The 14,803-nt window shown below is 49.5% G+C and carries 14 protein-coding genes; 11 read left to right on the top strand and 3 right to left on the bottom strand.

Features of this window, described 5'->3' with window-relative positions:
* Positions 1 to 140 precede the first annotated feature (140 nt).
* Positions 141 to 2,288, top strand: a complete 2,148-nt coding sequence (recQ, locus tag ACTHRH_RS10525) for a DNA helicase RecQ (RefSeq protein ID WP_144932496.1) — start codon at positions 141 to 143, stop codon at positions 2,286 to 2,288.
* A 157-nt stretch (positions 2,289 to 2,445) separates the two neighbouring features.
* The gene (locus tag ACTHRH_RS10520; RefSeq protein ID WP_379285828.1) at positions 2,446 to 2,988 is read left to right on the top strand and encodes a hypothetical protein; all 543 of its coding nucleotides are present in this window, start codon (positions 2,446 to 2,448) and stop codon (positions 2,986 to 2,988) included.
* Here the strand turns inward: ACTHRH_RS10520 and ACTHRH_RS10515 are convergent.
* Positions 2,985 to 4,367: a glycine--tRNA ligase gene (locus ACTHRH_RS10515; protein WP_144932495.1), complete on the bottom strand. Its 1,383-nt coding sequence runs from the start codon at positions 4,365 to 4,367 to the stop codon at positions 2,985 to 2,987. The two genes, ACTHRH_RS10520 and ACTHRH_RS10515, sit on opposite strands and share 4 nt — an antisense overlap.
* A gap of 463 nt (positions 4,368 to 4,830) precedes the next feature.
* Between ACTHRH_RS10515 and ACTHRH_RS10510 the strand changes: the two genes are divergently transcribed.
* Genes ACTHRH_RS10510 through ACTHRH_RS10495 form a run of 4 tightly spaced genes read left to right on the top strand, consistent with a single transcriptional unit; the run spans position 4,831 to position 6,539 of the window.
* A complete protein-coding gene (locus tag ACTHRH_RS10510) occupies positions 4,831 to 5,154 on the top strand; it encodes a winged helix-turn-helix transcriptional regulator (protein ID WP_144932494.1) in 324 nt (107 codons plus the stop codon).
* The gene (gene crcB, locus ACTHRH_RS10505) at positions 5,118 to 5,549 is read left to right on the top strand and encodes a fluoride efflux transporter CrcB (RefSeq protein WP_440415430.1); all 432 of its coding nucleotides are present in this window, start codon (positions 5,118 to 5,120) and stop codon (positions 5,547 to 5,549) included. Before ACTHRH_RS10510 ends, crcB (ACTHRH_RS10505) begins: the two co-directional genes overlap by 37 nt.
* 2 nt (positions 5,550 to 5,551) lie before the next feature.
* Positions 5,552 to 5,917, top strand: coding sequence for a fluoride efflux transporter CrcB (crcB, locus tag ACTHRH_RS10500; protein ID WP_144932492.1), 366 nt, complete (start codon positions 5,552 to 5,554; stop codon positions 5,915 to 5,917).
* A gap of 43 nt (positions 5,918 to 5,960) precedes the next feature.
* Positions 5,961 to 6,539, top strand: a complete 579-nt coding sequence (locus tag ACTHRH_RS10495) for a histidine phosphatase family protein (RefSeq protein WP_440415428.1) — start codon at positions 5,961 to 5,963, stop codon at positions 6,537 to 6,539.
* A 117-nt stretch (positions 6,540 to 6,656) separates the two neighbouring features.
* Here the strand turns inward: ACTHRH_RS10495 and ACTHRH_RS10490 are convergent, their stop codons facing one another.
* Positions 6,657 to 7,448, bottom strand: a complete 792-nt coding sequence (locus tag ACTHRH_RS10490) for a C40 family peptidase (protein ID WP_144932489.1) — start codon at positions 7,446 to 7,448, stop codon at positions 6,657 to 6,659.
* A gap of 806 nt (positions 7,449 to 8,254) precedes the next feature.
* On the opposite strand from ACTHRH_RS10490, the gene ACTHRH_RS10485 reads away from it, so the two are divergent.
* Positions 8,255 to 9,451, top strand: a complete 1,197-nt coding sequence (locus tag ACTHRH_RS10485) for a GNAT family N-acetyltransferase (protein WP_440415425.1) — start codon at positions 8,255 to 8,257, stop codon at positions 9,449 to 9,451.
* A gap of 245 nt (positions 9,452 to 9,696) precedes the next feature.
* On the opposite strand, the gene ACTHRH_RS10480 is transcribed toward ACTHRH_RS10485, so the two are convergent.
* Positions 9,697 to 10,797, bottom strand: coding sequence for a M24 family metallopeptidase (locus tag ACTHRH_RS10480; protein WP_440415423.1), 1,101 nt, complete (start codon positions 10,795 to 10,797; stop codon positions 9,697 to 9,699).
* A gap of 226 nt (positions 10,798 to 11,023) precedes the next feature.
* Between ACTHRH_RS10480 and ACTHRH_RS10475 the strand changes: the two genes are divergently transcribed.
* From ACTHRH_RS10475 to ACTHRH_RS10460, 4 genes are all read left to right on the top strand, one after another.
* Complete coding sequence (locus ACTHRH_RS10475) at positions 11,024 to 12,157, top strand: acyltransferase (RefSeq protein WP_440415421.1); 1,134 nt, start codon at positions 11,024 to 11,026, stop codon at positions 12,155 to 12,157.
* Between the two features lie 406 nt (positions 12,158 to 12,563).
* Positions 12,564 to 13,481: an ABC transporter ATP-binding protein gene (locus ACTHRH_RS10470; RefSeq protein ID WP_379285843.1), complete on the top strand. Its 918-nt coding sequence runs from the start codon at positions 12,564 to 12,566 to the stop codon at positions 13,479 to 13,481.
* Complete coding sequence (locus ACTHRH_RS10465; RefSeq protein ID WP_260981935.1) at positions 13,478 to 14,257, top strand: ABC transporter permease; 780 nt, start codon at positions 13,478 to 13,480, stop codon at positions 14,255 to 14,257. The genes ACTHRH_RS10470 and ACTHRH_RS10465 overlap by 4 nt, the downstream gene beginning before the upstream one ends.
* Positions 14,258 to 14,486: 229 nt before the next feature.
* Positions 14,487 to 14,786 (top strand): LiaF transmembrane domain-containing protein, encoded by a 300-nt coding sequence (locus ACTHRH_RS10460; RefSeq protein WP_144932480.1) that lies wholly within the window; start codon positions 14,487 to 14,489, stop codon positions 14,784 to 14,786.
* Positions 14,787 to 14,803 lie beyond the last annotated feature (17 nt).

Raw genomic sequence — 14,803 nt, 5'->3', positions numbered from 1 at the left:
AGAATCAGGCATTTTAGCCCTGAGCTATTTTCCAATATGAACGAAAAGTCCTCCTCAGGGACGGGTCCCGCAGGAATGGATTTGGCCCGGCAAGCCTCTTAGAAGGTACTTATGGGCGCATAGAAAATTGAGGTGTAACGATGCTTCAGCAAGCAGTGCAATTATTGCAGAAAGTATATGGATATTCTAATTTCCGCACAGGACAGGAAGATATTATTTGGGATATTTTACATAAAAGGGATACGGTAGGCATTATGCCGACGGGCGGGGGCAAATCGATTTGCTATCAAATTCCCGCCCTGATGCTGCCCGGAACGACGATCGTCATTTCCCCGCTGATTTCTCTCATGAAGGATCAGGTGGACGCGCTTCACAGCCTGGGGGTATCCGCAACATATATCAACAGCTCTCTAAGCCAGGCGGAGACGGAGGAAAGACTGCGCTTGGCCTCCAACGGCGAATACAAGCTGCTTTACGTAGCACCGGAACGGCTCGATTCCCCCCGTTTTCAATCCTTGACCTATCGGGTAGAGGTTCCCCTTATCGCCATTGATGAGGCTCACTGCTTATCCCAATGGGGACATGATTTTCGGCCGAGCTATTTATCTATTGTTCCCTTCTTGAGACAAATTCCGGATCGTCCGGTGGTGGCTGCTTTTACGGCTACCGCTACGGAAGAGGTAACCCGGGATATCGTGAAGCTGTTGGGCATGGACCGGCCCGAGATTCACGTTACCGGCTTCAATCGTGAGAATCTGTCCCTTTCCGTGCTGAGGGGCGTTAACAAAACGGAATATGTGCTGAACCATATTCATCATCATCCCGATCAGGCTGGCATTATATACGCGTCTACCCGTAAAGAGGTGGATGAGCTTTGCCGGCTGCTTGAGCGCAAAGGTGTAGCAGCCGGGAAATATCATGCCGGAATGAGCGACGAGGAAAGAAAACAGAGCCAGGAGGCCTTCCTGTATGATGAAGTTAAGGTGATGGTGGCGACGAATGCTTTCGGGATGGGGATTGACAAATCTAATGTCAGATATGTCATTCATTACAACATGCCCAAAAATATGGAGGCCTACTATCAAGAAGCGGGACGTGCGGGAAGAGACGGCGAGCCGGGGGAGTGCGTACTGCTGTTCAGCGCTCAGGATATTCAGACTCAGAAGTTTCTGATTGAGCAGTCCGTTTCCGATGCGGAGCGTAAATCCAACGATTACAAAAAGCTGCAGACCATGATTGATTACTGCTACACCCAGCAGTGCTTGCGCAGCTATATTCTCGATTACTTCGGGGAGGAGGCGGCCAGCCCGTCCTGCGATAACTGCAGCAGCTGCAAGAATGAAGGGGAACTGGTGGATATAACGGTAGAGGCCAGCAAAATTTTCTCGTGCGTCTGGAGAATGAAGGAGAGGTTCGGAGCGACGCTGGTCGCCCAGGTGCTGAAAGGGTCCCGTAATAAGCGGGTTACGCAGTTCGGCTTGGATCGGCTTCCGACCTACGGCATTATGAATTCAATGACGGAGAAGGAAATCTCCGATTTGATTCACAAGCTCATTGCCGAGCGGTATCTGGCTATGAGCGAAGGGCAGTATCCGGTTGTTCGGCTGCTTCCCAAAGCGGCGGAAGTGCTGAAAGGCAACGAGAAGGTGCTGCATAAAGTGCCCAAAGCTCCCAAGGCGGCGGCAGATGCCGGGCCTCTGTTCCAGCGGCTGAGGGAGATCCGCAAGCAATTGGCCGATCAGGAAGGAGTGCCTCCTTACATAATATTTTCGGATAGCACCTTGCAGGATATGGCCAGACGTCTTCCTAGAACTATGGAGGAGATGCTGCAGATCAAGGGAGTGGGGGATGCCAAGCTGCAGAAATACGGGGCCTTGTTCCTGAAGGAGCTGCAGCAATCCGCAGACGCTTCCGACTCAGGGGAGATGCAAGCGGAATTCGATTACCGGGCGGGAACGAACGAGAGGAACGGGAAGAAAAGCGCGAATGGCGGCAAAGGCAGTCATCTGCTCACTTATGAAAGCTTTATTCAAGGAAGAAGTGCTGAGGAAATAGCCAGGGAGAGAGGGATGAGTGTAGTAACCATCCAGGATCATATTCTCCGCTGCGCCAAGGAAGGGATGGAGATCGATTGGGACCTTCTGATTCCGGAGAAATATGAGGGCATGATCATCGAGGCAATCCAGCAGCTGGGCGCGGACCGGTTAAAGCCGCTCAAAGAGGCTCTTCCCGATGAGGTCGATTATTTTGCCATCAAGGCGGTAATGGTCAAGCACGAATTTATTTGATCATCCGACTAACACATTTTTGGGTCGAAAAGAATGTCTCGGAGAAGCTGAGGTCAATAACGCGCGAGGAGATAACGCCGACTAAGAAGGCCATTGTTATGCAAGCTGACTGCTGAGGTTAGACGTCAATGCTGTAACGTGCCGTGGAGATACATTTATGTCTTTTGGCGTTAACCCGCCGAATGGTGTGAAAAGACGCGCAAAACTGCAGGTCTTTTTGGGAAAAAGCTGCGCGATGCCTTATTCTAAAGCGAAAATGCAGGTCTTTGGGGCGATTTCTTCGAGATCGCTCCATTTTTATCAAAAAGACATGCACATTTGCTCGTCTTTCGCTCTTTTTTGGGAAAAGGGGCGGATTTTAATGCACTTTTGCTCGTCTTTGCCCCCCTCTGCTCCTCTGTGCTCCTCTGTGCTCCTCTTTGCCCCCCTCTGCTCCTCTGTGCTCCTCTGTACTCCTCTCTGCTCCCCTCTGGCCGCCTTTGCGGGAGACCATGGAGCTGAGACGAATAACCCGATAATTAGAGGTAGCTTTTTATGCCAAGTTGAAAAATGTCCCACCCAATACCACTATGTAGTAAAAAAGGGCTGGCATCGCCAGCCCTTTTCGAATATTCGTTTTCAAATCAGGCCCATCAAAGGGGCGTTTTGTTCCTCTGCAGAGATAGCCCCGCAATGGCTGCAAATTCAAGCCCTTGCCTAGAATACGAGCTTCTCTTCGATATAGGCGCGAAGCTGGTCCACCGGAATGCGCACTTGCTCCATCGTATCCCTGTCGCGAACCGTTACTTGACCGTCCGTTTCCGAATCGAAATCGTACGTAATGCAGAACGGTGTGCCGATTTCATCATGACGGCGATAGCGTTTGCCGATGGAGCCGGCTTCGTCATAATCGACCATGAAATGCTTCGCCAAATCGGCAAATACCTGCCGTGCCCCTTCGGAAAGCTTCTTGGACAGCGGCAGAATGGCCGCTTTGTAAGGCGCTAATGCAGGATGCAGATGCAGAACGGTGCGGCTGTCTCCGCCTTCCAATTCCTGCTCCTCGTATGCATCGATGAAGAAGGCGAGAGTGACGCGGTCCGCTCCGAGCGATGGCTCGATGCAGTAAGGAATGTACCGCTCGTTCGTTTCGGTATCGATGTAATGGAAATCCTCACCCGAATGCTCCATATGCTGTTTCAGATCGTAATCGGTACGATCCGCGATTCCCCAGAGCTCTCCCCAGCCGAACGGGAACAGATACTCGAAGTCCGTCGTTGCATTGCTGTAGTGGGACAGTTCCTCCGGTGAATGGTCGCGCAGCCGGATATTGTTCTCTCTTATACCGAGATCGAGCAGCCATTTACGGCAGAATTCCCTCCAATATTCAAACCATTGCAAATCTTCTCCCGGCTTGCAGAAGAACTCCAGCTCCATCTGCTCAAATTCTCTGGTGCGGAAAGTAAAGTTGCCGGGCGTAATTTCGTTCCGGAAGCTCTTGCCGATTTGGGCAATTCCGAAAGGCACTTTTTTACGCATTGTGCGCTGAACGTTCTTGAAATTGACGAAAATACCTTGGGCCGTCTCCGGGCGCATATAGATTTCGTTCGCACTGGATTCCGTTACCCCTTGGAACGTCTTGAACATGAGGTTAAACTGGCGAATATCGGTAAAATCATGGCTGCCGCAATCCGGACAAGCCAGGTTATGCTTCTTGATCAACTCGGCCATCTCATCGAATGACAGACCGTCGGCAATGATTTCCGTTCCTTGCTGAGCGAGCCCTTCTTCAATCAGCTTATCCGCCCGATGGCGGGCTTTACACTGCTTGCAATCAATCATCGGATCGTTGAAATTGCCGATATGCCCGGAAGCTACCCAAGTTTTGGGATTCATCAGGATGGCGGCATCCAGCCCTACGTTATAAGGGGATTCCTGGACAAACTTTTTCCACCAAGCGCGTTTGATGTTATTTTTCAGCTCCACACCCAATGGGCCGTAGTCCCAAGTATTCGCGAGTCCCCCATAGATTTCCGATCCGGGAAAAATAAATCCGCGATGCTTGGCTAATGCTACAATCTGTTCCATCGATACTGTCATTGATGCTCTCTCCTTTTTCCATCGCTTACAAAGATGTGGGGGCTTGACGGCAAATGAAAAAGCCCTCCTCCCAGTGGCATGAAACATGCCTAGGGACGAGAGCTTGTGCACCCGCGGTTCCACCCTAGTTGACACGCCGTTCCAGGCGTATCCCCTCTTAGAGCAAGCAGCTCCGGATTGCCGTTTCTCTGAAGCTTCTCCCGGGCTTTCACCGCCCCCGGGTCGCTTATGCAGAAGGAGTTCAGATACTATAGATCCATCTCAGCCACATCTTATTAATAATTGTATTGTAATCCATCATACTGATTTTAAACAGGAAATGCAAGTAAACATTGAAGGAATGGGCAATTATGAGAATAGGAATGAACCTGTTAGGTTGTACTTATTTTTTTTCATCGGTAATGGTTTCCCGCCACTCCAGCGCACCACTATGATAAAATAAGAAGAGAAGGAGTTGATAAGCATGGAGGGAAAACAACTGTGTCCTAAATTCGAAGCGGCTTTCGAGCTGCTCGGCAAACGGTGGACCGGTTTGATCATTCATGTGCTGATGGATGGCCCTATGCGGTTTAAAGATATTTCCGATCAAATTCCCGCCATGAGCGACCGGATGTTGTCGGAGCGGTTCAAAGAGCTGGAGGCGGCCGGAATTGTAGAACGCAAAGTTTTTCCGGAGATGCCGGTAAGAATAGAATATGAACTCACGGTTAAAGGAAAAGAATTGAAACCGGTGATGGATGAGGTCCAGAGATGGGCGCAAACTTGGGCAGACGCGAATGGACATTAACCTGTGCCGCTGTTGGGGTGGCCGGTGCGGCCGGCGCCTTGGCCCGATATTATTTAGGGTATGGCATAGCAATGGCAGCGGGAGGACATTCTTATCCGGGGACATTAGCCGTTAATTTGATAGGCTGCTTTATGCTTGGCTGGTTGACTGCCTGGGGGATGAATAGAAGCCTCCTTCCGTTCTGGTTGATGACTGCGGCAGGAACCGGCCTGATTGGCTCGTTTACAACCTTCTCTACCTTTAGTGTAGAGTCGATTCAGCTTCTGGCGGACCGCCAATGGGGGACGGCTGCGATATATTTTCTCTCCAGTCTATGGGGAGGACTAGCTGCTGCCTGGGCCGGTTACAGGTTGGGGAACCTCCGCTCAAACCGCAGAGATGGGGAGGAGAGTTGATTATGGCGGGGTTATGGATAGCTATTGGAGGATTCTGCGGAGCCGTCTCCAGATATGTGCTGTCCTCTTGGGTTACCCGCAGATTCCCTTCTTCCATCCCTTTGGGAACTCTCTTTGTTAATCTATCCGGTTCATTTTTATTGGGAGTGATTACCGGGATGGGCTTGTCCGGTACTTGGGCGGGAATGCTGTTCGGAACGGGTTTTCTGGGAGCCTACACTACGTTCTCCACGTTTAAGGTAGAGAATGTTAAGCTGATATTGGCCGGCCGACGGAAATCGCTGCTTGTCTACTTGGGATTAAGCTATGGAGCCGGGCTGGGATTGGCCTGGACAGGCTTCATTTTAGGCGCGTTGCTGGTGAACTGACTGGAAGTACATATTAGAATATGTGGACGGCGGGGGAGAAAATATGACAACGATAGGCTTGGTCCGGCACGGAGTGACGGATTGGAATCTGGAAGGAAGGGCACAGGGACAGCATGATATTCCTCTGAACGAGGAAGGTATTCGTCAGGCGCGTCTGCTTGGAGAACGGTTGGCCCAGGAGCATTGGGATTATATCTATACGAGTGACCTCGCAAGAGCGAGCCGGACAGCGGAGATCATAGCAGAGGCGATGGGGATGAAGGTGACCGGCTATGATGCCAGATTGCGGGAGAAATCCCATGGAGATTTGGACGGAACTACGGAAGAGGAAAGAATCGAAAGGTGGGGCCCCAGCTGGAGGGAGATAGATCACGGTGAGGAAACCCTACAGGATGTGCTTAGGCGAAGCCTCAGCTTTATGAAAGAAATTACGGCCAAGCATCCTGAGGACAGGGTGCTGGTTGTCAGTCATGGAGCCTGGATAAGGGCGACAATGGGAGAACTGATCCGCGACCGGGAAATCTCCAAGCTAAGCAATACGTCAATCTGTGTACTGCAGCATACCGAGGAGAATTGGAGCTGCCTTCTCTATAACTGCACCCGGCATCTGGAGGCGAGGTAGAGCCTTTGCTTGAGGCGGCGGATATTCTATCATTTGGCAATCGAATGGAAGCTGTCTTTTGCCGTATCTATAGTATAATAGGAAGAAGCTTGGCCGATGGCCAAGCTTGCAAGAACATTATAGTGCAGAACCTCCGAACACGAAGCGGTGTTCCCAATGTTTCCCAGCGATGCTGTCCACGCGTACCCCGCCGGATTTAACGGAATAAGTATGAAGAATTTTGCCATCTCCGAGGTAGATGCCGACGTGGCTGATTCTCTGTTTGGATTTGTTGATTCCTTTATAAGACGAAGCGGAGGAACCTTTGTAATCCATGAAGAACATGAGGTCACCGCGTTTCAAGTTTCTCCAGTTAGTGGTGGTATGCCCTTTTTTCTTGACATAATCGGCTTGCTTCCTGGAATCGGAAGGCAGGGTGACTCCCAGGGCTTGTTTGAAAGCATGGCGAACGAAATCCGAACAGTCAAAAGTCTTCGTACTGTTCCGGTTGGAACCAAATTCATAAGGGGTTCCTAAGTATTTCATTCCGGTGCTGATCACCTTCTCTACTTTAGCGGAAGAAGAAGTTGAAGTTGAAGGCTTGGACACGGCATTCGCCGAGGAGGTTCCGCCGTTGGACGGCTGGTTCGCTGCACTGACATATTTGGATGAAGAAGAAACATATCCGATCTTTCCATTTTGATCTTTAACTTTATACCAATAGGAGTTAGGCTGACCTACTATATCTAAAGTTTCACCCGGCTTCAAATAACGGATCTGGTTATTTTTCACGCTAGGTTCGGTACGAAAATTCACGCTATTTACGACTTTTAAAGTCCCTTGTCCATCGGTAGCGGCCATCGCTTGAAAAGGAATAGCACTAAGTCCAATCGAAGCGGCAATTATACAAGTTACGACTTTCTTTTTCATTTTCAGCTAGTACCTCCGAATGAATTTTGGTTTTAATGATATCCAAATTTTATTTTTCTTCTAAATTTATCCAGATCAGCAATGATTTAAGTTATCCTCCTCCTAAATTACCAATTGTGGGCTTGCTCCAAAACTATAACACAGGATTTCATGGCAAAAGAGTAGTAGATATTACCAATTGGTATTTTACCAGTTTTCCATTTAACCGCTTTCATAAATCCATAGGCCGAAGGAACTATTTTTGGACAACAAAAAGACTGAATTTTCTCCAATTTTTCGACAGTATATTCCAAAAAATATTTATTTTTACCATAATATTCAATTTTATAGGACTTTAGAATTATTTTTCTAAAAAAGGTTTCAAAAAGGTTAAAATCCACAAGTTTTGGTTCTATTAAGCTATATTTATCCAGATAGATTTTTATCTAAAACGGGGTGATTTATTTTCGAACCGCTCTGCCAACGAACTTTGGTTAAATTGATGTTTTACTCTTTTTTTTCCAATCTTTGTAACACAAATGTAATTTTAATTTCATGCTTTGTTAATGTTCATCGCCTATACTAAATATCGACCCCCCTTTTTATGATATATATATTTTCTAATAGCCTATAACCCCGTTGGTTGTAGGCTTCTTTCTTTCTGTTTTGGGGTAGCCGGAAGGGGCTGTCTCTTTAGGGCGTGGTACGGAACAATTCATGCGCAAGGAAGACTTTGTAAAAACAAATGTCCATGATAAGATTTATACTGTCGGCATATCAAGATCTGTCGAACTTCGGAAGCTTTAGCAGAATAGGGGGATATATAGATGAGGGAAAATATCAGACCATTGACTCAAGCGGAATTGCCTGACAGCATTAAACTGTCGGAATTCGCTTTTCAATATGAACTGAGCCCGGAACAACGTGCAGAGAGAATAGCTTCGGCCAAGCCCGGAGAGCAGTGGGGGTATTTCATTGAGGACAAGCTTGCAGCGAAGATGACCATCTATCCGATGGCGACGTGGATTAACGGCAAGCGGACGAAATTCGCCGGGGTAGCCTCCGTGGCCACTTGGCCGGAATACCGCCGTCAGGGTATGGTGGGGAAGCTGCTCGTCAACGCATTCCATATTATGAAGGAACAAGGCCTGAGTTTAAGTTGTCTTCATCCTTTTGAATTTTCATTTTATCGCAAATTCGGTTGGGAAACCTATGTGGAGTATCAAAATTATGAGCTTGAATCCAGACATCTGCCCCATCAGTTTGCTATAGAAGGGCGAATTGAAAGAACAGAGGACCGGAATCTGATCAAGGCCATATATGAGTCCTACGCGGCATCGTACAACGGTATGCTTGAAAGAACCGACGAATGGTGGGAAAACCGTATATGGAAAAACGCCAAAGGCACTGCTGCGGTTTATTATAACGAGGCTGACCAGCCCGCAGGGTATATGATGTATAAGGTAGCGGACAGCATCATGACTATTCATGAGATGGTCTTTCTGGACGAGAAAGCGAGAGCCTCGCTCTGGAAATTCATCGCGAATCATGATTCCATGATCCGCAAAGTATGCCTGCGAGCGCCATCGGATGATGAGCTCCCTTTTTTGCTGCATGATCCGCGTTTTAAGCAGGAGAAGGTTCCTTACTTTATGGCCAGAATTGTCGATGCGGAAGCTTTTGTGAAGGAGTACCGGTTTAATTCTGCAGGCGAGCGGACCCGGATTACCCTTGCATTAGAAGATCGTTATGCGTCCTGGAATCAAGGGATATTCTCAATCGAGATCGATGAAGAAGGATCAGCGCAGGTTAAGCGGTCCGGGCCGTCTGCCGACGAGGCTGATGCCGGCCGGGAGGAAGCTCAGCTAACCTGCGATATTCAAACCTTGACCGCGATGCTGGTGGGATACCGCAAACCGGCCATGCTGCATCGCGCCGGGAGATTGCAAGGTACCGCAGAGGCCGTCAAGCTTCTGGAAGATCGGCTTCCTGACCGGACGACTTATCTGATGGACTATTATTGAACCAGGAACAATAAAGAAAAGCTCCTAAACAGGGCCCTGCAAATCCCCAACAAAAAGCAAGAACACCCCATTCGCAGCAGGAACGGGTCTTCAACCTGGGGAATAGAAACTTTGCTGCTCCAACCGGAGTATAAGATGATAACAAATGGGTTTTCTGATTGTCAGTCGGGAGACTGCAGGATACAGTATTAAGTACAGATAACCCGGGAGCCCGGGACAGGAAATTTTATAATTTCCGATGCTTGTTAACCGATAATGGTTAATTCTTTAGGAAAGGCGGTCAGCACTTCGCAGCCGTCAGCGGTTACTGCTATGTCGTCTTCTATGCGGACCCCTCCCTTGCCGGGCCAATAAATCCCCGGTTCTATGGTCAGCACCATCCCTTCTTCCAGCGGGTCATCATTCCGGTCGTGAACGGATGGATATTCATGGACGTCCAGTCCGAGTCCATGCCCAAGACGGTGCATGAAATGCGGTCCGAAGCCTTGCTCTTCAATATACTGTCTGGCCGTCCGGTCCAGAACGGATAGAGGAGCCCCCGGACGAACCGCTGCAATGGCACGGCGATTGGCTTCCAGAACGGCATTATATATAGTAGATAGTTCGTCAGAAACATCCCCTACGGCGAAAGTTCTTGTAATGTCGGAGGCGTAGCCGTTCGCGTAAACTCCAAGATCGAACAGCAGCAGCTCTCCTTCCCGGATTGCTCTATTACCGGGTTGGCCGTGAGGCTGAGCCGACTTCTCACCGGCCAGTACCATTGTGTCGAAGGCCGGGCCGTCGGCACCCAGCACCTTCATCCGGTATTCCAGCTCGGCAACCAAGTCGAGCTCCGTAATTCCGGGCTTTACGAGCTTCACTCCGTGCTCCAGCACTTGCTCAATGAGGCGGATGGAATGCTTGATCCGCTCCAGCTCGTCGTGCGACTTGATCTTGCGCATTTCCAGCAGCGCCTGATCCACATCCGTATAAGTACGGTTTTCCAAGGCCGCGGCTAAAGCTTCGTACTGATGCACGGTTAGATGCTTCTTCTCCAGCCCGACCCTTCTTATGGAAGCGGGCAGCAGTTTGTTAAGCAGAAGGTAGGGATTATCCGTATCCAGATGGGTATGAATGGTTAACCAGCCGGCAGCCTGCGCCGCCGCTTCGCGATCCAATTCCGGAACGAGCAGCGAAGGTTCTTCCTGCCGAATAACTATAAGTCCCAGGAATCTCTCGTGGGGCTCCGAGGCAAATCCGGTTAAATAATATACGTGCTTGGGAAGAGTAATAAGGATAGCATCCAGGGCCTTCTGGTCCATGTAGGATTGCAGAACATTTAAACGCTCCAGATAAATTGATTTCATAACCTTCACCGGCTTTCATTCATTTATTGGTGGATCCTTTTATAGGGAGAATACCATGTTCATTATTAAAATAGAAGCAATCCCGAAACTGTTCTTATGGAAGAATGTCCGGAACCGAAATGGGCCGAGCCGTGCCGAACCGTGCCGTGCCGAACCTGCCGGATCCTAACGATGGTACTAACATTCCACTCATATTAAATGCTACAGCATTATAGGAGGCCATTATATGGAACAATCTACAGCCATAGCAGCGCCTACGGAAGCTGACACAGGATCTGCCTCCTCATCCGGAAAGAGCGGTAAATCCGCAGGCAGAATCCGTGAGCTGGAGCTGCTAAGAGCCTTTGCCATCGGGGCTGTCGTCATCATTCACGCAACAGCCGGAGCAACTGTGGAGGCGGCACTAGGCAGCCGGTCCCAATTATTGTACTTGCTGGTGAACCGGTTAAGCCTCTTTGCCGTACCAATCTTTATACTGCTGAGCGGAATTGTGCTGTTCTATCGCTACAGCAAGCACTGGAGCTTATCGGAAGCCATCTCTTTCTACCGCAAAAGGCTCCAATTTATTGTTATCCCTTACCTCTTATGGTCATTGTTCTATTCCTACTTCAATCCGTGGTTCTACAAGACTGTTCCGCTCAGCGCTTTGACACCGGACCTGCTGCTGGACCAATTGCTGTGGGGAACTTCCAGCTATCATCTTTATTTCATGGTTATCATCATTCAGTTTTACGCTGTGTTTCCGATTCTGATGACGTTGATTCACCGCTTTCCTTCGTTAGGCAAGGCATTGCCATGGATTGGCCTGGTGCTGCAGGCCGGAGCTTATGCCTATCGTTATTACGGCGGCGGTCTGGAGCATGGCGCTTCCCTTGCCGTTACTTATGCTTTCGTCTTTGCAGTAGGGGGCTGGATCGGCTTGAATTACGACCGTTTCCGGCAATGGCTCGATTCGTATTCCTGGGTGGCGACTGCGGCTGCAGTTGCCGTTGGGGGCGCGTATACTCTGCTTCATGTCGTAAGCCGCTACGGGATTAAATTCGGCTGGGAAACGGAGGCGGTTTTATTCCATCTATACGGAGTAGCCGCGGCTGCAGGATTGCTGGTGCTGTGCAGGCACCTGTCGAATTATAAAGGCATCAGCCGGTTTCTGACATCCATTGGCGCAGTCTCCTTCGGAATCTACTTTGTTCATCCTGTGCTCCTGTCGGTCTACCGCGCTTATTGGACCGCCCCGCCAGGAAGCCTATCGTATCATTGGTTGACTATCGGCGGATTTTTCATTATCTTTACTCTGTCCTGGGGAATTAGCAGGGGAATCAAATCACTTCCCGGAGGCTGGATATTGCTTGGCAGGTAACGGATATCGTCTCTCATCAAGCTTCATGCAAGATATTATTTCCAGTATAATGGACAAACTGAGGCTGTCGATTCATTGTGGGAAAGGCGTACAAAAAGGATGTTGTACTAGTGAAAAGTTCAGCAGCGAAAACGTAACGGACCTGGGAGACCCTATTTCGTCAAAATAGGCGGTTTCTTTAGACTAACGGACTCAGCTGCGCTTATTGCTTGGAACTCTCCTACTTTCGCATGCATTTCTTGGGGATAAGGTCATCCGATTCCGTTAAAATGACCGAAAGGCCATTTTGGAACGATTAAGGTTTCTAGGGTCCGTTAAAACCAAACCATGCAGCATTTTCGCATTAATCGGCAGTCTCAAACTACGCGTATGCGGCTCCGTTAAATTCAAATAAAGGGGGCAGGACATGTCCAACGAAACGGTAGTGCAATTGAAGAACGTATCCAAAACCATAAACGGCAAGCCTATTATCAAGAAGCTGTCCTTCTCGGTCCGCCGTGGAGAGATTTACGGCTTCCTCGGGCCGAACGGCTCCGGTAAAACGACGACCATCCGCATGATGGTCGGACTTATCTCCATTACGGAAGGCGATATCTATATCGCCGGCCATAACATTAGAACCGAGCGGAGCCAGGCGATGACCCACGTCGGAGCCATTGTCGAAACGCCCGAGCTTTATGGGTATATGAGCGGGTGGAAGAACCTGATCCACTTCGCGAGAATGAGCCGGAATCCTGTCAGCCGCGAACGGATGATGGACATTGTCCGTCTGGTGGACTTAGAGGATGCGATCCACCGGAAGGTGAAGACCTATTCCTTGGGGATGAAGCAGCGGCTTGGCATCGCCCAGGCTTTGCTGCACCGGCCGTCCATTCTGCTTCTGGATGAACCGACCAATGGACTGGACCCTAGCGGCATAAGGCAGCTTCGTGATTACTTGCGCAGGCTGGCCTCAGAGGAGAATATAGCCATCGTCGTATCCAGCCATCTGCTGTCGGAGATTGAATTGATGTGCGACCGGGTCGTTATCATTAAAGACGGCCAGTTTGTCGACGAACGCCAGCTTCATGGCGAAGCGGAAGACATGATGGTCTACCCGGTCGTGTTCGAAGTAAGCAACGCCGATCAAGCGGCCTTGCTATTGGAAGCCTATGGGGAAGTGAAGAAGAAGGATAACCGGGTGACGATTGAAATCAACCGGGAAACCATTCCGCAGGTAGTTACGCTGCTCGGCAAGGAAGGCATTCTCCTGTACCAAATCCGGACGATGTCTCCAACTTTGGAGGACATGTTCCTGTCCCTTACGAAAGGGGAGCGGCAATGATGGGTTTTGTGTCACTGATCCAGAACGAATGGATGAAAATTAATAGCAAAAGGCAGAGCTGGTTTTTCTATCTGTTTCTTATCACGTTTGTCCTGCTGGCCGGGCTGATCATTTTCTTTTTCCTGAAAAGTCTGGCCGACAATATAGGGGCAGCCGATTTTACTAACTATATGAATACGGCCTTCGGCATTTTCATTACCATCTATATGATGGTCATGGGAGCGCAAATCATAACGGATGAGTACCGCGACGGAACGATCAAGCAGCTATTGATCCGTCCGGCCGGCCGCGCGGCCATTCTGGGCTCCAAATATGTCACGCTGCTTCTTCTGCTTCTGGCTACTTATGCGATTCTCTATGTCTTCAGTCTTCTGCTCGGCACGATTCTTTTTGGAGTCGACAACAGCGGAGCCACTCCCGGCAGCGTCCTGGGCGGCATTCTATACCAGCTTCCCGGTCTTGTATTCTTCGTCACTCTGTCCTTCTTCATGGCGGTTGTCTTCAAAAGTCTGGGACTGGCTATCAGCATCTCGATCGTGGCCAATTTCATCGGCGGGGTACTGACCGGGCTATTGTCAAAGTATGAGTGGTCGAAGTTTATTATCTTCGCCAATACGGATTTAACGGTATACTCCAAAAACACGCTAATCAGTTCAGGAGCCCGTCCTTTCAAGGAAGGGATGACTCTGGGATTTTCCTTGACGGTCATTGTCGTTTATGTCATTGTGCTCTATGTGTTGGCCAACTGGATATTTGCCAGAAGGGACGTCCAATAGATCTGACGGCGGTAACAGCCTTCTTCCGGTTCTCCGGGAGAGGGCTGTTCTGCTATATCGGGAAGCGTGACGATGCGGGTCCAGTGCCGGGTCTGACCGGGGTTCAGCTTGTCCCCCGACTTTGGTCCAGTACCAAAAACCGACGAGGGTCCGTTTTGACGAATCCTGAAATGACCTAGAATAAAGACATGAACAAGAAGAGAAGCAAAAAGAGAGGCGGTGAATCATTATGAAGCTTGACGGTAAAAGCGGTTTTGCCATTCTGCTTATCGGTTGCGGAGCATTGATTCTGTTGAATAAAATCGGGTTTCACATGGGTGGCCTGATGGGATACCTGATCCCGATTGCGATGATCGCTCTTGGATATTTCGGAATTCAGAGCGGCCGCAAAATTCTCGGAGGAATTGTTCTTCTCCTGGGTATCCTCATTCTGATCGGCAAGTTCTCCTGGCTAATCGGTCTGATTATCGCATTTGCGATGATCGCATACGGTGCCTCGATGTTGAAGGGAACCGGCCGGAGTTACTGATGCATGAACGGGGGTTA

The sequence above is a fragment of the Paenibacillus sp. SAFN-117 genome, assembly GCF_051966115.1.
GTDB lineage: Bacteria > Bacillota > Bacilli > Paenibacillales > NBRC-103111 > Paenibacillus_L > Paenibacillus_L residui.
Note: the sequence above shows the minus strand (reverse complement) of the source record. Positions and strands in the feature narration are given on the sequence as shown.

Excerpts from the sequence above, each read along its gene's own strand:
- crcB (WP_440415430.1), top strand. The coding sequence starts at position 5,118 with ATGGGCGCAAACTTGGGCAGACGCGAATGGACATTAACCTGTGCCGCT.
- ACTHRH_RS10485 (WP_440415425.1), top strand. The coding sequence starts at position 8,255 with ATGAGGGAAAATATCAGACCATTGACTCAAGCGGAATTGCCTGACAGC.
- ACTHRH_RS10495 (WP_440415428.1), top strand. The coding sequence starts at position 5,961 with ATGACAACGATAGGCTTGGTCCGGCACGGAGTGACGGATTGGAATCTG.
- ACTHRH_RS10475 (WP_440415421.1), top strand. The coding sequence starts at position 11,024 with ATGGAACAATCTACAGCCATAGCAGCGCCTACGGAAGCTGACACAGGA.
- ACTHRH_RS10465 (WP_260981935.1), top strand. The coding sequence starts at position 13,478 with ATGATGGGTTTTGTGTCACTGATCCAGAACGAATGGATGAAAATTAAT.
- ACTHRH_RS10480 (WP_440415423.1), bottom strand. The coding sequence starts at position 10,797 with ATGAAATCAATTTATCTGGAGCGTTTAAATGTTCTGCAATCCTACATG.
- ACTHRH_RS10470 (WP_379285843.1), top strand. The coding sequence starts at position 12,564 with ATGTCCAACGAAACGGTAGTGCAATTGAAGAACGTATCCAAAACCATA.
- recQ (WP_144932496.1), top strand. The coding sequence starts at position 141 with ATGCTTCAGCAAGCAGTGCAATTATTGCAGAAAGTATATGGATATTCT.
- ACTHRH_RS10520 (WP_379285828.1), top strand. The coding sequence starts at position 2,446 with ATGTCTTTTGGCGTTAACCCGCCGAATGGTGTGAAAAGACGCGCAAAA.
- crcB (WP_144932492.1), top strand. The coding sequence starts at position 5,552 with ATGGCGGGGTTATGGATAGCTATTGGAGGATTCTGCGGAGCCGTCTCC.
- ACTHRH_RS10490 (WP_144932489.1), bottom strand. The coding sequence starts at position 7,448 with ATGAAAAAGAAAGTCGTAACTTGTATAATTGCCGCTTCGATTGGACTT.
- ACTHRH_RS10460 (WP_144932480.1), top strand. The coding sequence starts at position 14,487 with ATGAAGCTTGACGGTAAAAGCGGTTTTGCCATTCTGCTTATCGGTTGC.
- ACTHRH_RS10510 (WP_144932494.1), top strand. The coding sequence starts at position 4,831 with ATGGAGGGAAAACAACTGTGTCCTAAATTCGAAGCGGCTTTCGAGCTG.
- ACTHRH_RS10515 (WP_144932495.1), bottom strand. The coding sequence starts at position 4,367 with ATGACAGTATCGATGGAACAGATTGTAGCATTAGCCAAGCATCGCGGA.